Annotated in this window: 22 protein-coding genes and 1 pseudogene; 15 read left to right on the forward strand and 8 right to left on the reverse strand. The window is 37.3% G+C overall.

Annotation, left to right across the window (positions count from 1 at the left end):
* Positions 1-220: 220 nt before the first annotated feature.
* The 5 genes from RCG17_RS20740 (at position 221) to RCG17_RS20760 (ending at position 4,306) form a co-directional block, all read left to right on the forward strand.
* Positions 221-475, forward strand: coding sequence for a Spo0E family sporulation regulatory protein-aspartic acid phosphatase (locus RCG17_RS20740; RefSeq protein WP_308171968.1), 255 nt, complete (start codon positions 221-223; stop codon positions 473-475).
* A gap of 379 nt (positions 476-854) precedes the next feature.
* Positions 855-1,664 carry an electron transfer flavoprotein subunit beta/FixA family protein gene (locus RCG17_RS20745; RefSeq protein WP_308171969.1) on the forward strand — a complete coding sequence of 270 codons (810 nt, stop codon included), beginning with the start codon at positions 855-857 and terminating at the stop codon, positions 1,662-1,664.
* 32 nt (positions 1,665-1,696) lie between these two features.
* On the forward strand, positions 1,697-2,734 hold the full coding sequence (locus RCG17_RS20750; protein ID WP_308171970.1) for an electron transfer flavoprotein subunit alpha/FixB family protein: 1,038 nt from the start codon (positions 1,697-1,699) through the stop codon (positions 2,732-2,734).
* Positions 2,727-4,022 carry an FAD-dependent oxidoreductase gene (locus RCG17_RS20755; protein WP_308171971.1) on the forward strand — a complete coding sequence of 432 codons (1,296 nt, stop codon included), beginning with the start codon at positions 2,727-2,729 and terminating at the stop codon, positions 4,020-4,022. Before RCG17_RS20750 ends, RCG17_RS20755 begins: the two co-directional genes overlap by 8 nt.
* Positions 4,022-4,306, forward strand: coding sequence for a ferredoxin family protein (locus tag RCG17_RS20760; protein WP_308171972.1), 285 nt, complete (start codon positions 4,022-4,024; stop codon positions 4,304-4,306). Before RCG17_RS20755 ends, RCG17_RS20760 begins: the two co-directional genes overlap by 1 nt.
* A gap of 178 nt (positions 4,307-4,484) precedes the next feature.
* Here the strand turns inward: RCG17_RS20760 and RCG17_RS20765 are convergent, their stop codons facing one another.
* Positions 4,485-4,838, reverse strand: coding sequence for a hypothetical protein (locus RCG17_RS20765; protein WP_308171973.1), 354 nt, complete (start codon positions 4,836-4,838; stop codon positions 4,485-4,487).
* A 216-nt stretch (positions 4,839-5,054) separates the two neighbouring features.
* Here RCG17_RS20765 and RCG17_RS20770 point away from each other — a divergent pair, with 216 nt between their 5' ends.
* Complete coding sequence (locus RCG17_RS20770; RefSeq protein WP_308171974.1) at positions 5,055-5,564, forward strand: hemerythrin domain-containing protein; 510 nt, start codon at positions 5,055-5,057, stop codon at positions 5,562-5,564.
* 38 nt (positions 5,565-5,602) lie between these two features.
* Here RCG17_RS20770 and RCG17_RS20775 read toward each other — a convergent pair whose 3' ends face one another.
* Complete coding sequence (locus RCG17_RS20775) at positions 5,603-6,838, reverse strand: MFS transporter (protein ID WP_308171975.1); 1,236 nt, start codon at positions 6,836-6,838, stop codon at positions 5,603-5,605.
* Between the two features lie 244 nt (positions 6,839-7,082).
* Between RCG17_RS20775 and RCG17_RS20780 the strand changes: the two genes are divergently transcribed.
* Both RCG17_RS20780 and RCG17_RS20785 read left to right on the forward strand, forming a co-directional pair.
* On the forward strand, positions 7,083-7,523 hold the full coding sequence (locus RCG17_RS20780) for a MarR family winged helix-turn-helix transcriptional regulator (protein WP_308171976.1): 441 nt from the start codon (positions 7,083-7,085) through the stop codon (positions 7,521-7,523).
* A 95-nt stretch (positions 7,524-7,618) separates the two neighbouring features.
* Positions 7,619-9,313 carry a M3 family oligoendopeptidase gene (locus RCG17_RS20785; RefSeq protein WP_308171977.1) on the forward strand — a complete coding sequence of 565 codons (1,695 nt, stop codon included), beginning with the start codon at positions 7,619-7,621 and terminating at the stop codon, positions 9,311-9,313.
* A 37-nt stretch (positions 9,314-9,350) separates the two neighbouring features.
* Here the strand turns inward: RCG17_RS20785 and RCG17_RS20790 are convergent, their stop codons facing one another.
* On the reverse strand, positions 9,351-11,504 hold the full coding sequence (locus tag RCG17_RS20790; RefSeq protein WP_308171978.1) for an ATP-dependent Clp protease ATP-binding subunit: 2,154 nt from the start codon (positions 11,502-11,504) through the stop codon (positions 9,351-9,353).
* A gap of 216 nt (positions 11,505-11,720) precedes the next feature.
* On the opposite strand from RCG17_RS20790, the gene RCG17_RS20795 reads away from it, so the two are divergent.
* Positions 11,721-12,770 (forward strand): YkvI family membrane protein, encoded by a 1,050-nt coding sequence (locus RCG17_RS20795; protein WP_308175902.1) that lies wholly within the window; start codon positions 11,721-11,723, stop codon positions 12,768-12,770.
* 41 nt (positions 12,771-12,811) lie between these two features.
* On the opposite strand, the pseudogene RCG17_RS20800 reads toward RCG17_RS20795, so the two are convergent.
* Positions 12,812-13,424, reverse strand: a pseudogene (locus tag RCG17_RS20800) (lysostaphin resistance A-like protein).
* A 141-nt stretch (positions 13,425-13,565) separates the two neighbouring features.
* On the opposite strand from RCG17_RS20800, the gene RCG17_RS20805 reads away from it, so the two are divergent.
* A complete protein-coding gene (locus RCG17_RS20805; RefSeq protein WP_308171980.1) occupies positions 13,566-13,685 on the forward strand; it encodes a DUF6254 family protein in 120 nt (39 codons plus the stop codon).
* Between the two features lie 117 nt (positions 13,686-13,802).
* On the opposite strand, the gene RCG17_RS20810 is transcribed toward RCG17_RS20805, so the two are convergent.
* Positions 13,803-13,991: a YkvS family protein gene (locus RCG17_RS20810; RefSeq protein WP_308171981.1), complete on the reverse strand. Its 189-nt coding sequence runs from the start codon at positions 13,989-13,991 to the stop codon at positions 13,803-13,805.
* A gap of 232 nt (positions 13,992-14,223) precedes the next feature.
* Here RCG17_RS20810 and RCG17_RS20815 point away from each other — a divergent pair, with 232 nt between their 5' ends.
* The 5 genes from RCG17_RS20815 to RCG17_RS20835 all read left to right on the forward strand — a co-directional run bounded on the left by RCG17_RS20815 (position 14,224) and on the right by RCG17_RS20835 (position 18,055).
* On the forward strand, positions 14,224-14,418 hold the full coding sequence (locus RCG17_RS20815) for a hypothetical protein (RefSeq protein WP_308171982.1): 195 nt from the start codon (positions 14,224-14,226) through the stop codon (positions 14,416-14,418).
* Positions 14,419-14,780: 362 nt separating this feature from the next.
* Positions 14,781-15,047, forward strand: coding sequence for a phosphocarrier protein HPr (locus tag RCG17_RS20820; RefSeq protein ID WP_308171983.1), 267 nt, complete (start codon positions 14,781-14,783; stop codon positions 15,045-15,047).
* The gene (gene ptsP / locus RCG17_RS20825) at positions 15,047-16,759 is read left to right on the forward strand and encodes a phosphoenolpyruvate--protein phosphotransferase (protein WP_308171984.1); all 1,713 of its coding nucleotides are present in this window, start codon (positions 15,047-15,049) and stop codon (positions 16,757-16,759) included. The genes RCG17_RS20820 and ptsP overlap by 1 nt, the downstream gene beginning before the upstream one ends.
* Before the next feature lie 152 nt (positions 16,760-16,911).
* Complete coding sequence (locus tag RCG17_RS20830; RefSeq protein WP_308171985.1) at positions 16,912-17,790, forward strand: NAD(P)-dependent oxidoreductase; 879 nt, start codon at positions 16,912-16,914, stop codon at positions 17,788-17,790.
* Between the two features lie 82 nt (positions 17,791-17,872).
* Positions 17,873-18,055 (forward strand): hypothetical protein, encoded by a 183-nt coding sequence (locus RCG17_RS20835; protein WP_308171986.1) that lies wholly within the window; start codon positions 17,873-17,875, stop codon positions 18,053-18,055.
* 38 nt (positions 18,056-18,093) lie between these two features.
* Here RCG17_RS20835 and RCG17_RS20840 read toward each other — a convergent pair whose 3' ends face one another.
* The 3 genes from RCG17_RS20840 to RCG17_RS20850 all read right to left on the reverse strand — a co-directional run bounded on the left by RCG17_RS20840 (position 18,094) and on the right by RCG17_RS20850 (position 20,315).
* Positions 18,094-19,248: an aminotransferase A gene (locus RCG17_RS20840; protein ID WP_308171987.1), complete on the reverse strand. Its 1,155-nt coding sequence runs from the start codon at positions 19,246-19,248 to the stop codon at positions 18,094-18,096.
* 185 nt (positions 19,249-19,433) lie between these two features.
* On the reverse strand, positions 19,434-19,634 hold the full coding sequence (locus RCG17_RS20845; protein WP_308171988.1) for a hypothetical protein: 201 nt from the start codon (positions 19,632-19,634) through the stop codon (positions 19,434-19,436).
* 204 nt (positions 19,635-19,838) lie between these two features.
* Complete coding sequence (locus RCG17_RS20850) at positions 19,839-20,315, reverse strand: YkyB family protein (protein ID WP_308171989.1); 477 nt, start codon at positions 20,313-20,315, stop codon at positions 19,839-19,841.
* Between the last annotated feature and the right edge of the window lie 31 nt (positions 20,316-20,346).

Raw genomic sequence — 20,346 nt, forward strand, 5'->3', positions numbered from 1 at the left:
AAATTCATCTAACAAAGTATCGAGAAAAAGAGGGAAAAATGTCGAAAAAAAGCAAAAAAAATATCAAAAAAATGTCTATTTATGAAAGAAATAGATTGTTTTGACTAATTTTGCGAATGTATTTACTTTTCTTTAAATTATTGCAATAATGCTTCAAGTAGACTATTTATTTTAATTAATGATTTCCTATATATGGGTAATGATTAGGGGGATTATTAGGTTGGAATCCTATAGTATTAGTCGTGCCGAAGAAATGTTGGAAGAGATCAAAGCCAAAAGAGAGAGAATGATAGAATTTGCTGATAAGCATGGTTTTACAGGTGAAGAAACCATTAAAGCGAGTCAGGAGCTTGATGAACTGATTAATGAATATCAACGGACCTTTCACCCTTTATCAAAGCCGAAAGACGACTTTGGAAATGCTTTTATTCGAATATTCATGATTTGGGTGAAATCATTTTTTGTGGAAATTTAACTTGCTTACTTCAATCGGTTGAGATATAGGACCCCTAACATTAGGGGTCCATTTTTTTATTTGTGAAAATGTTAACAATTAGTGTTTTGTTGTGATTTTTATCATTGTTCATTTCTAAATATTTATTATAGTTAAACTATAAGCATTTTTACTCCTCTCAGATCTACTTCGAAGTTAAAAAATGCTTCTTATTTTTTACTGCTATTATCATCCTTGCTTCAAGTAAATCAAGTCAAATTCAAAAAAGAAAGAAAAATGCTTTGTTGGTACTATGCTATTGTTGCGATTTCTTAACGCAAAAATGGCATTTTTAAGAAAAAACAGGAGGCAAACGCTTTCAATACTAATCTTTGACATTACGGAGGAGGGTAAGACCTACATGCACATTGTCGTATGTGTTAAGCAAGTTCCAGACACAAAAATTATCAAGATCAATCCGAAAACAAACACACTTGATCGACGTGGTGTGCCAGCGATCCTTAATCCTTACGATGCCCACGCTGTTCAAGAGGCCGTAAAGATTACCAAATTAGTTGGAGGAACAGTATCAGTAGTTTCGATGGGACCACCGCAGGCCACAGAAGTAATCAAGAAAAGTGTGGAAATAGGAGCTGACAGAGGTTACCTAATCACTGACCGCGCCTTTGCAGGAGCAGATACTCTTGCAACAAGCTATGCGCTTGCATTAGCATTGGAAAAAATCAATAGTGAGCTTCCTATTGATATGATTATTTGTGGAAAACATGCCATTGATGGAGATACAGGACAAGTTGGTCCTGGTATTGCCAGAAGAATGGATATTCCACCTGTAACAAGTGTACTTGAAGTTGTAAAAGTAGATCCACAAGATAAAACAGTTCAAATTAAGAGAAAGTTATCGAATGGATATGAAATAATTAAATCACAGCTGCCTTGCTTATTGACTGTAGAAAAAGAGATTAATGAAATTGAGTATTCTCCGCTGCCAAATATGATTAAAGCATCACGTTATGAATCAGTAATCTGGACAGTCAATGATTTTGCCGATGTGGATCGTTCCTGCCTCGGATTAAAGGGTTCCCCAACTGTAGTTGGAAAAATGTTCAGTCCGCCGCATCCAGAAGGCGGGAAAAAACTTGAGGGCTCATCGAGCGAACAAGTGAATCAGTTAATGGATGTTTTGATGGATATGAAAGAACTCTTTGTATAATATAGGAAAACTTTTCTCGAGGAGGGGCGTAAATGCAAATAGAGGACTACCAAGGTGTCTGGATATTTATTGAACAAAATGACGGAAAAATTGAGGGCGTTTCCCTTGAACTGCTTGGTGCAGGAAGAAAACTTGCCGACAAATTACAAGTGCCGCTGGGAGGATTTTTGCTCGGTGAAGGCGTTAAAGGTCTTGCAGATGAAGTGATTGCCCATGGCGCTGATGAGGTTTACATGATTGACCATCCTGTTTTAAAGGATTATCGGACAGAATCATATATGAAAGGTGTTCACTTGCTTGTAAACAAATATAAGCCGGAAATTATTCTTTATGGGGCAACACCAAATGGCAAAGATTTAGCAAGTGCTGTAGCAACTGACTTAAATACAGGTTTAACTGCTGATACAACCATGCTGGATATTGATTTAGAAAATCGTCTCCTTGAAGCAAGTCGTCCGGCATTTGGTGGAAATATAATGGCTACCATTCTATGTAAAAAACACCGTCCGCAAATGGCAACTGTTCGCGCTAAGGTTATGAAGGCGCTGGAAGCAGATCCGAGCAGAACTGGAAAAGTTATCGAAGAAACCATCGATCTTCGTGAAGAAGAAATGCGTACCAAAGTGATTGAAATTGTGAATGACGTAACAAAAAAGTCTAATCTTGCAGATGCTCACGTCATTATTTGTGGCGGTAAGGGAATGGGAGATGAGCAAAACTTCCAGCTTCTTTATCAACTTGCAGAAGCAATGGGTGGCAATGCAGCTGTTGGCGGAACACGTGACGTAGTTGAAGCAGGATGGTTGCCACATTATTTGCAAATTGGACAAACTGGTGAAACCGTTACACCTAAACTTTATATTGCCGTTGCCCTATCAGGTGCGATTCAGCACACTGAAGGAATGAAGAACTCTGAAACAATTATTGCGATTAATAAAGACCCAAATGCACCGATTTTTAATATCGCAACATATGGGATAGTAGGGGACGCAATGGAGGTTCTCCCTAAACTAATTGAACAATTTAAACAAGTCAAGAGCGAAAAAGGCGGTGTTTTAACGTATGCCTGAAAAATTTGATGTGATTGTCGTTGGGGCAGGCCCAGCGGGTTCAGCATGTGCACTTGTTGCTGCAAGAAATGGTTTGAATGTTTTGCTCATTGAACGAGGAGAATATCCAGGCAGCAAGAACGTTATGGGCGGAGTTTTATTCAGTAAACAATTAAGGGATTTAGTTCCTGAATTTTGGAAAGAAGCCCCGCTTGAGCGGCCTGTAGTCGATCACCGCTATATGGTGCTTGGTGAAAAATCTGCCGTTCAAATCGGTTATAAGGGAATGGAATGGGGAGAAGAACCATATAACAGTTTTACCGTTCAACGTGCCCAATTCGACCAATGGTTTGCGAAAAAAGCTGTGGAAGCAGGAGCGTTGCTTATTAATGAAACGGTTGTCAAAGAATGTATTGTTGAAAATGGCAAGGTCGTTGGCGTTCGTACAGACCGTCCAGATGGAGACGTTTACGCTGATGTTGTTGTGTTAGCCGATGGTGTAAACTCCTTGTTAGCTAAACAATTGGGCTTTCGGAAAGAACATGCACCAGATCATGTTGCTCTGTGTGTTATGGAGGTTATTAACTTACCAAAAGATAAAATTAATGACCGCTTTAACGTAAAAGAAAATCAAGGTGTAGCGATTGAAATTTTTGGTGAATCAACAAAAGGAAACTTTGGTGCCGCTTTCCTTTATACCAATAAAGATAGCATCAATATCGGGGTTGGTACTACAGTTGCTGCTATGGTTAAAGATAAATTAAAACCATATGATTTATTGGATCAATTAAAATCACACCCAAACATTGCACCTTTAATTGAAGGGGGAACATCCGCAGAGTACCTTGCTCACCTTATTCCTGAAGGGGGGTACCGCTCGGTACAAAAAGTTGTTGGAAATGGCGTCGTTGTTATTGGGGACGCTGCATCGATGGTCAATGCCATCCATGGTGAAGGTTCAAACCTTGCTATGCATTCCGGCCAGCTTGCTGCAGAGGCCATTGTTCAAGCGAAAAAACGAGGAGACTTTAGCGAATCGAGCTTAAACGCATATCGCGATGCTCTTAATAGCAGTTTCATCATGAAGGATTTGGAGAAATACAAAGATGCGCCACATACACTTGAGGCAAATCCGCAATATTTCAAAGAATACGTTCCAATGGTAACAAAAGCGGTGGGTAAATTCTTCACAGTAGATGGAACACCAAAACGCGATAAGCAAAAACAAATTATGAAAATTTTTACAGGCGAAAAAGGTACGTTCAAGGTTCTTACAGATATTTATCGTGTTTGGAAGGCGGTGAAATAATGTCTACTACTACATTAGAGGAAAAACAATTTTTAATTCGGTTTCGTTGTGATACAAAATCACATTTAACTATACTCGATCAAGATATTTGTGCAACAAAATGCCCTGATAAACTCTGCACATTATTCTGCCCAGGAGAAGTATATAAATGGGAAGGATCTCGGATGCAAGTAGGTTATGAAGGTTGTCATGAATGCGGCAGCTGCCGGATCGGCTGTCCATATCAGAATATTAAGTGGGAATATCCTAAAGGCGGACACGGTGTCGTCTTCCGCCTCGCATAAAAAAACAGGTGCTGTTCAATTGAACAGCATCTGTTTTTTGGGTTGTGTAAAAAATCATTCTTGATTTTTTACCCCTGTTGAATGGAACGGAAGGATTTTTTTGGTTTGTACTATATGTATGTTTTTTCACAATGAATTTTAAAAAAAGGAAAAGCAAAGGTGGATATTAGAAGAGGATTTAGCTGATTTTCTCTAGAAGGTATGTGGAGAGGACTTCATCGTTTTTACTGCAATTTTCAAATTTCCGAGCCAGTTCAATTGCTTCATCCATGGATTGAACATATGGAGAAGTATAGAAAGCTTGATCCCACTCAAAAGACCCATTTATATTTGAAGGATAAATCGATACTTTCCAATGATAATACTTATTCTGTTTAGGAATTACTTCCCCTTCCAAAGAAATCAGCCAATGGGTTACAGTTTCAGGAAGTGCGATTGAACATAATTTTAACTTAGGCAACAGGGACTGATCATTACGACCAATAGGTATTAATGCTTTAGGATAGAAATCTTCGTATATTGGGCAGGACAATAAGACCCCTCCTTAAATGATACTACTTATATTATATGAAATTATGAAAGTGATATTGTGTTGAAATATGTCTATTACATGAAATAATAAATATTTTCTAAATAAATGGGAAAACTTAGATGGATTGAAAGAAAATCATATTAGTGATAAAACTCACAACATTCATGGTATAGCACTTATATACTAAAGATATGTAATGACGAGAGGTGAATGAAAATGAATGGATTTCCAGGAATGCAGTCCGGTGAAATATCCCCAGGACTTGCCCAATTAAAGAGGGAACATGTTTCATTAAGAGATAAGCTTGCCGATTTATATACTTTGATAGAAAAGATTGAAAATGACATTGATGTTGAACAAACATTTGCTGTTTTAAAAAAGGGAGTTGTTACCTTTAAAGCGGAGCTCGATCCTCATTCAGAACGTGAGGAAAGTGTGTTATTTCCTATGCTGGGCGAATACATTGGAACTACCTCTGGTCCCATTGCCGTGATGGAATATGAACATGAACAAGCCAAATCGTTTATTAAAGCTTTCCTTAAAGGTGCAGAAACAGAGACTATTTCATCTGAAAAAATAAAAAATTTAGCGGAATTGGTGAAAAATGCTCATAATATTTTAACAGAGCATTTTACTAAAGAAGAAAATGTGCTTTTTACAATGGCAGAGCGAATGTTATCTGATGAAGAAAAAGAGGAACTGTTCCGAAGAATACAAGAGATATAAGCTAAAAGAGGATGGATTAGTTTCCATCCTCTTTTAGCTTATTCTTCATTCCACTCACTAATTGTTTTATCTGAAGGAAGCAGGAAGGCTGTTAAACCAATCAGCGGCAAGACTCCAATCGCCGAGATCATTGTTGGCAATCCGATTAGATCGGCAATCGTTCCCAATCCAACTGAACCCACGGCACCCATTCCAAAAGCAAGACCAACCGTTAAACCTGACATTAAGCCTATTTTTCCCGGAACAAGCTCCTGTGCATAAACAACTGTTACTGAAAAACTGGTCATTAAGATAAATCCTGTCAAGAGTAAAAAAATAAAGGCAACTACACTCGGCATAAATGGAAGAAGTAACGAAAATGGAAGGACAGCAAGCATTGAAAAGGAAATAATTCTTTTTTTCCCAAATCTGTCTGAAAGCGGGCCGCCAAAAAAGGTTCCAACAGCACCTGCAACAAGGAAGGCAAACAGGAAAAGCTGCGACTCTTTGATTGTCATTCCATATTGATGAATAGCATAAAAAGCATAGAAATTAGTCATTCCAGAGATATACCAGGATCGGGCAAAAATCAACAAGAGGATCAATATTAATGCAGTCTTAACCCGTTTTCCAATCCCCTTATTATTTGTTTGCCTGGCGGATTTAGCCTTTACTGAATGTGAAGATAATCTTAGTTTTTGATTATACCAATTGGCAATATAGACTAGAAGAATAACCGCCAAGGCAGCGACAATTGAAAACCACGAAGCCCCTTTTTGCCCAAGTGGTACAAGAATTAAGGCTGTGATGAGAGGAGCTAAAGCCTGGCCAGTATTTCCACCTACTTGGTAGATGGATTGGGCCAGTCCTCTCCGCGTTCCAGACGCCATATGGGCCACACGAGAGCCTTCGGGATGAAACACAGCAGAACCAATTCCAATAAAGACAACCGAAAAGACAACCCATGCAAAGCTGGGAGCAAAGGCAATTCCCAGGACTCCAATTAATGTCGCAGTGAGACCAATCGGCAGAGCGAATGGTTTTGGCTTGCGGTCAGTAAAGACTCCGATCAGTGGCTGCATGACGGAAGAAACCATGTTTAAAGAAAACGCAATAACGCCTAACTGGGTATAAGATAGTCCCATTGATTTTTCTAAAATTGGAAACATAGCAGGAACTACTGCTTGAAGTGCATCATTTAATAAATGGCATATGCCGATAATAAAAAGAATTTTGTATATAGTGGCCCCAGATGTACCTGCTTTCTTAGCAGAGATGATCGCCTGTTGACTCATAGCATTCTCCCTTTCTTGTTAACTATAAATATCTTACATAATTTTCATCAAAATGAGAATTAAAAATGTTTCTGATTACGAAATAATTTTAATTGCATTAGAATGTGAAAATGTGATTTATTATGCTATTCACTTAAGGTTCATTGACAGTTGGACAGAAATTTTTTATAATAATTTTGAAATCGAGATATTAAAGAATGAAATATGAGTATAAGAATAGATACTTTCTAAAAGGATGATTAGCATGGAAAATGACTCTGTTTCTCAATCATTAAAATTATTCATTGTCCTTTCAAGAGCATATAAAGCTATCAATGAGCATGTAAATAAAATGATTCAAGCAAATGGATTAAATCCAACTGAGTTTGCCGTTTTAGAGCTTTTGTATCATAAAGGTGACGTTCCGTTGCAGCAAATTGGCGGAAAAATTTTGATTGCCAGCGGAAGTATAACCTATGTTGTTGATAAGTTAGAACAAAAGGGACTTTTAAAAAGAGTCGCTTGTCCAAATGATCGAAGGGTTACGTACGCCCAAATATCTGATGCAGGAAGACAATTTATTGAGGGAATTTTTCCTGATCATGCCAAAAGGATTAATGATTTAATGTCCAGCTTAGATGAAAGTGAAAAAGAAGAAGCAATCAGGTTGTTAAAAAAATTGGGATTACCTGCAGGGAAATTTTAATACGGCGTAAGCCGTATTTTTTTGCTAATAAGAAAGTATATAGTATAGAAGAGAACCGTATATAAACCAATTTAGCATAAAGGAGGAGATATACGATGAGATTTGAGGATTATACATATACAAGACCAAACTTAGATGAAGTAAAGAGACAATTTGAAGCGATGCTTGAGAAATTTAATGGAGCACATTCCATTGAAGAACAAAGTCAGGCGATGAACGAAATTAACAGGATTAAAAACGACCTTGGAACAATGTTTAATCTTTGTTCAATCCGTCATTCCATTAATACCGAAGACGAATTTTATAAAACAGAACAGGATTATATGGATGAGTTAGATCCGGAAATAGAGGGTCTGACAACAAAATATTATCAAGCACTGGTACAATCTAGATTTCGCCAGGAACTGGAGGAAAAATGGGGAACGCAGCTTTTTGACCTGGCGGAAAGTCAATTGAAAACATTCAAACCTGAGGTTATTCCATTACTGCAAAAGGAAAATCGATTATCTACCGAATATACGAAACTGATTGCCTCAGCCAAAATTGCCTTTGAAGGGGAGGAAAGGACACTTGCGCAATTAGAACCTTTTACTCAAGCAAATGATCGAGGAATGCGAAAGCGGGCAAGCGTTGCAAAATTCAACTTTTTAGCCGAACACCAAGGAGAGCTTGATCGAATTTATGATGAGTTAGTTAAAGTTCGAACAGAAATTGCTCAGAAACTTGGGTTTAAAAATTTCGTTGAACTTGGTTATCATCGAATGATGAGGACAGATTATAATGCTGAAATGGTGGCCAAGTACAGAAAACAAATAAAGGACTTTATCGTTCCAATTGCCACAAAACTAAAAGAACGCCAAAAAGTGAGAATTGGTGTTGCACAGTTAAAATATTATGATGAAGGTTTTAATTTTTCAACAGGAAATCCTGCTCCAAAGGGAAGTCCAGAGTGGATTATTGAAAATGGGCAAAGAATGTATGAAGAACTTTCACAAGAAACGGGTGAGTTTTTTCGCTACATGCAGGATCACCATTTAATGGATCTGATTGCTAAAAAAGGAAAAGCTGGCGGCGGGTATTGTACCTATATAGAAAATTATAAATCTCCATTTATCTTTTCAAACTTTAATGGGACATCAGGGGATATTGATGTATTGACCCATGAAGCTGGCCATGCCTTTCAGGTCTATTCCAGTCGTTCTTTTGAAATTCCTGAATATTTATGGCCGACCTATGAGGCGTGTGAAATCCACTCGATGAGTATGGAGTTTTTTACATGGCCCTGGATGGAGTTATTTTATAAGGAAGAGGCAGATAAATACAGGTTTGCCCATTTAAGTGATGCGTTATTATTTTTACCATACGGGGTTTCAGTGGATGAATTCCAGCACTGGGTCTATGAAAATCCGAGCGCAACACCTAAGGAGCGGAATCTTAAGTGGCGGGAAATCGAGAAAAAGTATTTGCCACATCGTGATTATGATGGAAATGAATATTTGGAGAATGGGTGTTTTTGGCAAAAACAAGGTCATATTTTTAACGATCCGTTTTATTATATCGATTATACCCTGGCACAAATATGTGCTTTTCAATTTTGGAAGCGGTCTAGAGAAAACCACCGCGAAGCCTGGAAAGATTACATGGATTTATGTAAGTTAGGCGGCAGTATGTCATTTTTAAAGCTGGTCGAGGCGGCCCATTTGCTTTCTCCCTTTGAAGATGGCTGTGTGGAATCAGTTGTTGGTGAAATTGAAACTTGGTTAAATTCAGTAGAGGATAAGAGCTTATAAAAAAGAAAAGCGAAGCCGAGTGGCTTCGCTTTTCTTATCAAACTGTTATAGTTTCTGTTATTACCTTCAATTCACCATCAGCAACGACAGCTGAAATTTGCTTTACGCCAGGTTCATCAAGAATAAAATCAGCAATTTTATCTTCTAATTGTTCTTGAATCACTCTGCGAAGCGGTCGTGCTCCAAACATTGGATTGTAGCCAAGTGCGGCCAATTGTTCTTTTGCCTCCTGGGTAATTGTTAATTCGATGTTCTGCTCTGTTATTGTTTCTTGCAATTCAGCAATCATCAAATCAACAATTTTTAGGATATGCAATTTCTCAAGAGATTTAAATTCAATGATACTATCAAAACGATTTAAAAATTCAGGCTTAAAGAAACTTCCAAGTGAATCAAGAATGCTTGCTTCAGCAGTATTTTCACTTTGTCCAAAACCGACATGAATTGCTTTTTGTACCACACCGGCATTACTTGTCATGATAATCACGGTGTCTTTAAAGCTTACAGTCCTGCCCTGAGAGTCTGTTAGGCGGCCATCCTCCATTATCTGTAAGAACATATGCTGTACATCTGGATGGGCTTTTTCAATTTCATCCAATAGGATAATGCTATATGGATTGTGACGTACCTTTTCAGTCAATTGGCCTGCTTCCTCGTGACCAACATAGCCAGGAGGTGAACCAATTAATTTAGAGACACTGTGTTTTTCCATATATTCACTCATATCTAAGCGAATCATTGTATCCTTAGAGCCAAATAACTCTTCTGCAAGTGTTTTCGTTAACTCCGTTTTACCTACCCCTGTAGGTCCTACAAATAAGAAGGTACCAATTGGACGATGCTTTGATTTTAACCCTGCGCGACTCCTTCTAATGGCTTTAGCCACTTTTTTAACAGCATCTTCTTGGCCTATAACTTTTTGATTCATGTTTTCTTCTAAATGCTTCATTTTATTTTGCTCTTCATCTTGAAGCTTACCAACGGGTATCCCAGTTTTTTGTTCGATGATTTCTTGAATATGGGAAACTTCTACAACTGGTCTTTCTGATTTAGAGGTTTTATTGAGAGCTTTTTCAAGTTTAGCCTCTTCATCGCGAAGCACTGCTGCTTTTTCATAGTCTTCATTTTTTAAAGCGGCATCTTTATCGTTCTGAATTTCTTTGAGTCGTGCTTCGATTTGGTCTGAATTTTTATATTCGGATGAAAGGTTAAGCTTTGATCCTGCTTCATCAAGTAAATCGATCGCTTTATCAGGTAAGAAACGGTCTTGAATATAGCGGTGTGATAATTGCACACAAGCTTTAACTGCTTCATCAGAATATTTTACTTCATGGAATTCTTCGTACTTTGGTCTAATTCCTTTTAGAATTTCGATCGCAGCTTCTGGTGTCGGTTCTAGCACATGTACAGGCTGGAAGCGGCGTTCCAATGCTGCGTCTTTTTCAATATGACGATATTCTTTTAAAGTTGTAGCACCAATTAACTGTAATTCTCCTCTAGCCAATGCCGGTTTGAGAATGTTACCAGCATCCATTGAGCCTTCAGCAGAACCTGCACCTACAAGTAAGTGAATTTCGTCAATGAATAGAATGATGTTTTTACGCTTTTGTAATTCTGCAATTAACTGTTTCATTCTTTCTTCAAATTGACCTCGTATTCCTGTGTTGGCTACAAGCGATGCAACATCAAGTAAATACACTTCTTTATTTCGTAGTTTTCCAGGAACCTCTCCATTTATAATACGGAGAGCAAGCCCTTCGGCAATCGCTGTTTTACCAACACCAGGTTCTCCGATTAAGACAGGATTGTTTTTATTTCTGCGATTTAAGATTTCGATTATCTGTTTAACTTCTTTTTCTCGGCCGATTACAGGATCAATTAGACCTGTTTTGGCTAAATTAGTTAAATTTCTTCCAAAGTGATCGAGGAATCCGCCGCTATTATTTTTCCCTTGAGTCACTTGGCTTTGTTGAGCAAATCCATCGTGACTGATCGGATCTTGTTTAGCTGCGAATAAATCCTCAAATGGGAATTTTGAAAAGGAACTCATTACTGGTCCAAAACCAGCACCAATTGCTTTCTTTTGTTTTTCATAACATTCATGACAAAGAACTAATTCTTGTTGATTTCCATTTATATTCATTCTAAGGTGAAGATTTGCATGGTTTTGTTTACACATTTGACAGAGCATAAAGAAAACCTCCTCTATTTAAGTAACATAAAATTTAAGGTTAGTTTGACTTTGACTAACTTTGACCTTATGCCATTAGTATACTCTGACCTTTTTTGACTTTCAAGGGTTTTACAAACGAAATTTTTTCCAGATACCAAAATATTAGACATGTTTTTAAATGCTCGTCATTGTTTGTCCTTTGTCTCATATATTGGTAAGGAGGAGGGAAAAATGGTGGACAAGAATTGGGCTGCAGCTTTTCAAATTGCGGCGGTCTACGTTGGTACAGTAGTTGGAGCTGGATTTGCTACTGGAAAAGAGATCGTCGAGTTTTTTTCAAGATTTGGCCTTTTAGGCTTTTTCAGCATCTTAATGAGCGGCTACCTCCTTGTATATATGGGTTCTAAATTAATGAGAATGGCAGCAAGAATAAAGGCAAGATCCTATCAAGAATTTAATGAATATTTATTTGGTAAATGGGCAGGTAAAGGGATCAACATTTTAATGCTTATCATGCTGATAGGAGTGAGCGCCGTTATGCTGGCAGGTGCAGGTGCAGTATTTAAAGAACAACTAGGATTATCGAAAAATATGGGAGTGTTTTTAACCATATTTTTATCTATATTTGTGATGCTTGTCGGAATGAAGGGGCTTTTTGCAGTTAATACATTTGTTGTCCCATTAATGATTTCCTTTAGTCTCATGCTAATGGGGCTTTCCGTTACATCTCCGCATTTTATCGATCAATTATTCATCATTCCTGAAGTTAATCATAGCTGGAAAATGGTATTGTCGCCTTTTTCATATACAGCCTTTAATCTTGCTCTTGCACAGGCAGTCCTCGTTCCTGTGGCAACGGAAATTAACGATGATTGGACAATCAAATGGGGAGGAATTCTTGGGGGTGCGGCCTTAACGGTTATCTTAATTTCAAGCCATTTTACTTTAATCATGCTTCCCGAATTAGAAAAATATGAGATCCCGATGGCTTTTATTATGAAAAATTTGGCCCCTGGGTTTCATTGGCTTTATGTCATGGTGATTTATGGGGAGATTTTTACATCCGTAATTGGAAATGTCTTTGGAATTGAACGGCAGTTAAAACAAATGCTAAACATTCCTACAGCAGCATCGATAACTGCAATTTTTGTTCTTTCCTATTTATTAAGCCTTTTTGATTATGGAAGACTCCTTTCCTATTTATATCCGTTGTTCGGCAATGTTAGTTTATTGTTTATTGTGCTACTTTGGATCAAACCACTCTCAGAAAATAAAAGAAGGTAAGTATACAAAAAAGTACCTGTTCGTTTGAACAGATACTTTTTTTACTTTAATGGAAGAATAATAAATAGCATGATATCAAAAACGATGTGAGAAACAATCACTAACGGCATGCTTTTCTTCCAATAATAAAGGCTTCCCCAAACAATACCGGAAAGGAAGGCTCCTAAAATTAACATAAAACTTTCCGGAATAAACGTGTACAGAGGCATAAAGAATAGCACCGTATATAATTGCAACCTTTGGTTTAAAAAAGCTCAACAAACGTTTTTGAACAAACCCACGCCAAAAAATTTCTTCTCCCGGACCAGCTACTAAAATAAGGGCAAAGAACTCCCAATATAATGAAGGACCATACCACCAATAAAGCTTGTGAATATCGCGCTGAAATCCTAGTTGAAGGAAACCGACACCGTGATATCCAATCCAAAAAAGACCATATAAAAGCAAACCAGATAGGACTCCCCATCCGAGATAAGAAAACAATCCTTTCTGATCATCTACATCTACTTGAAGGATTGCATAAGTGATTAAAAGTAATAAGGAACCCGTGTATATATACCAGAAGATACCCTCATCTGAAAAACTAAAGAAGAGCAGCAGATGAGAAAAAATTATGGCAAGCAACAGTCGAAGATCGACAGTGCGCAACTTCATTTCTTTCGCTCCTTTCAAAGTAAAACCAAAAATAATTTTAACAAAAATATAACAGCTTGGGAAATGTAATTTATCACTTGTAATTAATAAGACTGCTATTAATTGAAAATGCTAATGAAAGAAATGAAAGGAGGAAAGAAAATGAGCAAATCCAAAAGCCAGCAAGAGAGGGAATGGACAGTACGAAAGCAGGATCAAAACCCACATGGCAAAATTAAATCACTTAAAGAGATATCAAAAGAAATGGGAAACGAAAAATAATTACTGCTTAATAAAAACTGTGCCCCCCATCATTCAAGGTGTGGGGCATAATGATACAAAAGAAAAAATTAAACAAATAAAAAGCAGCCATATGGCCGCTAGACAAATTCTCTCTATTTAAAAAGCGCTTTCTTTTACAACCGTATAATTTTTATGATTGATGACAGTACGTTGGTCTAATTCTAGGTCTCGGTAATTATCCATATAAGTCAGGTCCACAATCACAGAATTTTCATTCACTTTTTCAACGATCCCTTGCAATCCCTCACGGAACTCAATGACATTTCCCACTTCTGCCTTTTTCAAATGTTCCCTCTCCTTTACCTTCCAACTAATACCATTATAAAATCTATTTAAATAACAGTTTGCACTAATTTTTCGAATTCGTAAAGACTTAATTTTTAAATTCATAAAATGTTGAAAATAGTACGGGAAAACTTTACTATCATACATTTGTAAGATAACCTTTTAATGGGTTTAAAGAATTATTTCCAGGGGAATTTCGACAAGAATCTGAACTTAAAAGGAGAGTTCTTGCATGCAAAAAGAGTTGATTCAAGAAATATTAGAAAAATTAAAGGATGGATCTTTATCCGAATATTATGTTGAAAAAGAAAATTTTTTAGACTTTCGTGTAGAACTAGTAAAAAGGAACGATTTTAAGCATTTTAGAGGGATTGGTCAAAGAGGCGGTGATGTTATTTATCAATATCTCAATACACCAAGAAGCTAAAGTCTTGAAGAATATATATTATTTTTTAGCAATGAAAGGTGTAGCAAAAAAAGATAGCGCTGCCATTTTCGAGAAAATAGAGAAAATTACATTTTATCATAAATGAATGTTTAAAAGTTGTCTGACGTTGTCAAATCGTGTTATTCTTCGTACTGTGTTATCATGATCCAGTTAAAAACGGATAAAAATTAGTTGTATGCTTTGTACATGATAAAACTTTTTGGGAGAAAAATAAGTATGTTAACAAATGTGTTTTCCTTACGTTTGGTTAATTGCCTTTATTTTAGGCCCAATCATTCATAAATTGGCAACAGCTAATTGGTTTTATTTCAAATTTTTTAAGATGAAGGAGACTGATTTTTATGGCAGAGAAACAATTTAAGGTAATTTCGGATACAGGAATTCATGCAAGACCTGCAACATTACTTGTGCAAACAGCAAGTAGATTTAATTCTGACATAAATCTAGAATATAAAGGTAAGAAAGTAAACTTAAAGTCAATTATGGGTGTGATGTCCTTGGGTATTGGTCAAGGCGCTGAGATTAAAATTAGTGCAGAGGGAAGCGATGCAGATGACGCAATAGCGAGCCTTACAGAAACATTATCTAAAGAAGGTTTAGCTGAATAATGACATCATTAAAAGGCATTGCTGCCTCAAATGGAATTGCAATTGCTAAAGCATATCGCCTAGTTGAGCCTGACCTGTCATTTGATAAGAAAACAATTGATAATCCTGCTGCAGAAATTGAACGTTTTCGTTTAAGTATGGAAAAGTCAAAGTCTGAGCTTGAATTGATTCGGAAAAATGCAGAAGAAAATCTGGGTGCTGACAAAGCAGCAATTTTTGAAGCACATCTGCTCGTTTTAAGCGATCCTGAATTAATTGCACCAATTGAAGAGCAAATTACCAATGAAAAGGTAAATGTGGAGGCTGCCCTAAAAGAAACAGCCGATATGTTTGTGAAGATGTTTGAACAAATGGAAAATGAATATATGAAAGAACGGGCAGCAGACATCCGTGATGTGACAAAACGTGTTCTTTCTCATTTATTAGGTGTTCAAATTGTTAATCCAAGCATGATTTCTGAAGAAGTCATTGTGATTGCTGAAGATCTAACCCCATCTGATACAGCACAGTTGAACAAGCAATTTGTGAAAGGGTTCACGACAGATATAGGCGGTCGGACTTCACACTCTGCGATCATGGCTCGTTCATTAGAAATTCCTGCGGTTGTCGGAACCAAAACAGCAACTGCTGAAATTAAAAATGGGGACTTAGTTATTGTTGATGGCCTGAAAGGTGAAGTACATATTAATCCGACACCTGAGACTGTTCAACAGTATCAACAAGTTCATCTGCAATATGAGGCACAAAAGGCTGAATGGGCTAAGCTTGTTAACGAAAAGTCAGTATCGGCCGATGGGTTTCATGTTGAACTAGCTGCCAATATTGGGACACCAAAGGATTTAAAAGGTGTTAAACTAAATGGCGGTGAAGCTATTGGTCTTTATCGAACTGAATTCCTTTACATGGGAAGAGATCAATTACCAACAGAGGAAGAACAGTTTGAAGCCTACAAAGCAGTTTTAGAAGGAATGGAAGGAAAACCTGTTGTCGTTCGTACTTTGGATATTGGCGGTGACAAAGAGCTTCCATATATGAACCTCCCTAAGGAAATGAATCCATTTCTAGGGTTTAGGGCAATTCGTCTCTGTTTGGAGGAACAGGATATTTTCAGGACACAGCTGCGGGCGCTCCTTCGTGCTAGCCTTTTCGGCAATTTGAAGATTATGTTTCCGATGATTGCTACGCTGGATGAATTCAGGTCAGCCAAGAAAATTCTCGAAGAAGAAAAGCAAAAACTTATTGGCCAAGGGCAAAAAGTATCTGAAAAAATTGAGCTGGGAATCATGGTGGAAATTCCATCTACCGCTGTGTTAGCTGATCAATTTGCCAAAGAAGTTGACTTTTTCAGTATTGGTACAAATGATCTTATTCAATATACAATGGCTGCGGACCGAATGAACCAGCGTGTTTCTTACTTATATCAGCCCTATAGTCCTTCCATTTTACGGTTGGTTAAGATGGTTATTGATGCTGCACACTCCCAGGGAAAATGGGCTGGCATGTGCGGGGAAATGGCTGGAGATGAAATAGCGATTCCGCTGTTACTCGGATTAGGTTTAGATGAATTCTCCATGAGTGCAACATCAATCCTTAAAGCTCGCTCGCAAATTCGTAACTTGAGTAAAGCTGACATGGAAAAACTGACTGGAGAAGTGTTAAATTTGCAAACAACTTCCCAGGTAATCGAAGCGGTAAAAAATGCAACTAAATAATTGATCTGTAAAGGAAAAACCGACTGTCTCTACTTAAAGAGCAGTCGGTTTTCTATTTCATGGATAGTACTTCACTACAAAACTGTCTTTATTTTTGTATAATATATATTGACTAAATTCTGTCATTAAAAAAGCTTGAAAGGAAGATGGATGTGTTAACTCCGGAAAATACAGTTATCGGGTTTATTGGGATCGGTGTTATGGGAAAAAGTATGGCTGGCCACTTACAAAAGGCGGGTTTTCCGTTAGTGGTTTATACTCGAACAAAAGAAAAGGCAGCAGATTTACTTGAGTCTGGAGCAGAGTGGGCAAACTCTCCAAAAGAAGTAGCACAAAAAGCAAATGTCGTTTTTACGATTGTTGGCTATCCTTATGATGTGGAAGAAACCTATTTAGGGGAGAATGGCTTAATCGCTTACGGAAAACAAGGTAGTTATTTTATTGATATGACTACATCATCACCATCCCTTGCAGTTAAAATTTCTACTGAAGCAAAGAAACATCAGATTCACACAATTGATGCACCTGTTTCCGGCGGAGATATCGGGGCAAGAGACGCAAAACTTTCCATTATGGTTGGCGGTGAAGAGGAAGCTTTTACTGATGTTCTCCCGCTCCTTCAAAAACTAGGCACCAATATTGTCTATCAAGGAAAAGCAGGTTCTGGACAACATACAAAAATGGCCAACCAAATTGCCATTGCTTCTAACATGATTGGGGTAACCGAAGCCATCATCTACGCTGAAAAGGCGGGGCTTAATCCTGACACTGTACTAAAAAGTATTACTAGTGGCGCAGCGGGTAGCTGGTCATTAAGTAACCTTGTCCCAAGAATGCTAAAAGGTGATTTTGATCCTGGATTTTACATAAAACATTTTATCAAAGACATGAAGATAGCCTTAGATGAAGCAGAACAAATGGGGATGGAAGCCCCAGGACTCGCTCTCTCCAAATCCATTTACGATCAGATGGCTGAAAAAGGGGAAGAGAATAACGGAACACAAGCAATTTATAAATATTGGAAAGATTAACATCTATAACAGAAAATGGCTGTGATAGTTCCTCCAATATGCAAGAAACTATATATGATCATACTTTTTAGGAGGAGTGTTCATGGCAAAAAGAACAAAAAAGAATGATCCACAGCAAAAAAATAAAAAAGGCTTTGATTCTGCTGTCTTAAATGCTGAGTTTGCGCATGAGATGGGATCGGCTCAAGCGAACAGAATTCATAAAGAGAAAGCTAAAAAAGAAAAAGCCTCAAAAAATCAAGGTCCATGGAAAGGCATGCATTAAAGCTAAAAAACCTCTGCTAAATAGCAGAGGTTTTTTACTTAAATCAGCTTTCGTAAATACTTCTCAATTCGATCTAAGCCTTCTTTTAATGTTTCCATGGAGGCTGCATAGGACAAACGGAAATAGCCTTCGCCATATTCTGAAAATGCACTGCCGGGTACAACGGCAACTTTTGTTTCGCGGACAAGTTCGAGACAAAAGTCAAAGCTGTTTTTTGAAATGGATTCTGGGATCTTCACAAAAAAGTAAAAAGCACCATCTGGTTTGACAACATTTAGCCCCATATTCTGTAAACGTTGATGAACATATTCACGTCTCATTAAGTATTCCTTTTTCATGAATAGAGCATCATCTATACCTGCTGTTAATGCTTCATAGGCAGCCTTCTGGGCAATAGAATTGGCACATGAAACATTATATTGATGCACTTTTAAAATATGTTTTGTTAAATATTCAGATGCAAACAACAAGCCAATTCTCCAGCCGGTCATCGAATGGCTTTTTGACAAACCATTAATGACAATTGTTTTTTCTTTTAAAAATGATGCTATTGATGTATGGGCCCTGTCATAAACAAGTTCACTGTAGATCTCATCTGCCAGAACAAATATTTCGTATTCTGAAAGCAATGAGGCGATATCAGCAAGTTCCGACTCAGATAAACTTACACCGGTAGGATTTGATGGGTATGGCAAAACAATGCATCGCGTTTTTTCAGTAATATAGGGTTTGATTTTGTCTGCTGTTAGACGGAATTGATTGTCCCTGACATCCACGTAAACTGGAACTGCACCGCAAGTTCGAATAAGCGGTTCATATCCGGGGTATACAGGACCAGGTAAGATAACTTCAGAACCCTCTGATAAAATGGTTCTAAAGCTGATATCGATTGCTTCGCTCCCACCGATTGTGACGATGACTTCGTTCTCGGGATTATAGCTGATGCCATATTTTTTCTCAATAAATTGACACGCTGCTTCTCGCAATTCTAAGTATCCTGCGTTATGGGTATAGCTTGTATAATTATCCTGAATTGCTTTGATCCCTGCTTGCTTAACATGTTCCGGCGTTGGAAAGTCAGGCTGTCCAATTGTTAAAGATATCATCCCCTCCGTATTTGCCACCATGTTAAAAAATTTTCTGATTCCTGAAATTTCAAGGTCCTTTACCTTCTGATTGATTAAATGTTCCACTGTATGTTCTTCCTTCCAATCAACTAATATGTAGACAAACGTTGTATCTATTCTACCATTTTTAACTATACTTTTCTAAAATGGTGTACGAATCAAATAGATGGATAAAACATATACAAGAAAAAACGACCAAGGATGTCCAAGGTCGTTTAAAAGGGAAAGAGAGTGTATGGTTAATGGCAGGATTAATAGCCATAATCCCAGTCAATTTCATTTTCATGCCAAAATACTGGAGAAACAAAACCAAAGTCAATGACCTTGTTTTCAAGTTTACAATTGCAATGAGTGCAGCCACATTGCTGTTTCATTTCATCGAAAATTGTTTGATCAATATTTTCAATAAATCGAACCTTCTGATCTTGAAAAAGAATGGCCGTCCCTTTCATAATTAGCACCTCTTAAAAAATTATTGGTGACTGAACATCTGCAAGATCATCTTTTGATTGTAGTTTAATCCATATTGTTTTCTCCGTCTATATTATTGTGAGGAAGTTCACAAAAAATCAATAAATTTACAAAAAGTAAAAAGTCGGGTTTCCCCAACTTTTTTGCCAAAAATAATAAATCAATATCTCAGAATATTAATTTATTTAGTAGCGTTCACCTAATTTTTTAAAAACTGGCTTTTCATAGATACGATGATTGTGTTTGGGTTTTGTTGACGTTTCAGAGAATTCTTTTATTCCAGTATAGGATTGTAGGATTTCTTTAGCAAATTTAAGTGACAGGCAAGCCTTCGGGTTATGGACATTGCTATCTAATTTTCCTAAATGGGGGAGTTCGGTAAAATCCTGTTTTGTCGGAGGAATATGAAATGTATATCGGCCGCACTCAACAAGAACATCTGATTGCTGCCTGCTATTTTTAGGATGTTCAGAAAAGTGAAGACCAACTTTTTTTGCCTTTCCCTCTGCAATTAGTTTCTTTAACGATTCGTGCTTAAGCTTATATAAAAATCCGGGATTAATGGCTGTCTTTGCATGCCGATTAACAATAAAGATGGCCTGAGAGAGGTTTTCTATTGTTATATTAGATTGCATCGAGGGGATATTTTGATCACTGTTCAAAATTGATACTCCTTTCTACCTATTCAAAAAT

This window comes from Neobacillus sp. PS3-12 (genome assembly GCF_030915385.1).
Classification (GTDB): Bacteria; Bacillota; Bacilli; order Bacillales; family Cytobacillaceae; genus JAEVLT01.

Excerpts from the sequence above, each read along its gene's own strand:
- RCG17_RS20755 (WP_308171971.1), top strand. The coding sequence starts at position 2,727 with ATGCCTGAAAAATTTGATGTGATTGTCGTTGGGGCAGGCCCAGCGGGT.
- RCG17_RS20775 (WP_308171975.1), bottom strand. The coding sequence starts at position 6,838 with ATGAGTCAACAGGCGATCATCTCTGCTAAGAAAGCAGGTACATCTGGG.
- RCG17_RS20760 (WP_308171972.1), top strand. The coding sequence starts at position 4,022 with ATGTCTACTACTACATTAGAGGAAAAACAATTTTTAATTCGGTTTCGT.
- RCG17_RS20835 (WP_308171986.1), top strand. The coding sequence starts at position 17,873 with ATGGCAAAAAGAACAAAAAAGAATGATCCACAGCAAAAAAATAAAAAA.
- RCG17_RS20770 (WP_308171974.1), top strand. The coding sequence starts at position 5,055 with ATGAATGGATTTCCAGGAATGCAGTCCGGTGAAATATCCCCAGGACTT.
- RCG17_RS20750 (WP_308171970.1), top strand. The coding sequence starts at position 1,697 with ATGCAAATAGAGGACTACCAAGGTGTCTGGATATTTATTGAACAAAAT.
- RCG17_RS20790 (WP_308171978.1), bottom strand. The coding sequence starts at position 11,504 with ATGCTCTGTCAAATGTGTAAACAAAACCATGCAAATCTTCACCTTAGA.
- RCG17_RS20745 (WP_308171969.1), top strand. The coding sequence starts at position 855 with ATGCACATTGTCGTATGTGTTAAGCAAGTTCCAGACACAAAAATTATC.
- RCG17_RS20845 (WP_308171988.1), bottom strand. The coding sequence starts at position 19,634 with ATGAAAGGGACGGCCATTCTTTTTCAAGATCAGAAGGTTCGATTTATT.
- RCG17_RS20785 (WP_308171977.1), top strand. The coding sequence starts at position 7,619 with ATGAGATTTGAGGATTATACATATACAAGACCAAACTTAGATGAAGTA.
- RCG17_RS20780 (WP_308171976.1), top strand. The coding sequence starts at position 7,083 with ATGGAAAATGACTCTGTTTCTCAATCATTAAAATTATTCATTGTCCTT.
- RCG17_RS20805 (WP_308171980.1), top strand. The coding sequence starts at position 13,566 with ATGAGCAAATCCAAAAGCCAGCAAGAGAGGGAATGGACAGTACGAAAG.
- ptsP (WP_308171984.1), top strand. The coding sequence starts at position 15,047 with ATGACATCATTAAAAGGCATTGCTGCCTCAAATGGAATTGCAATTGCT.
- RCG17_RS20815 (WP_308171982.1), top strand. The coding sequence starts at position 14,224 with ATGCAAAAAGAGTTGATTCAAGAAATATTAGAAAAATTAAAGGATGGA.
- RCG17_RS20820 (WP_308171983.1), top strand. The coding sequence starts at position 14,781 with ATGGCAGAGAAACAATTTAAGGTAATTTCGGATACAGGAATTCATGCA.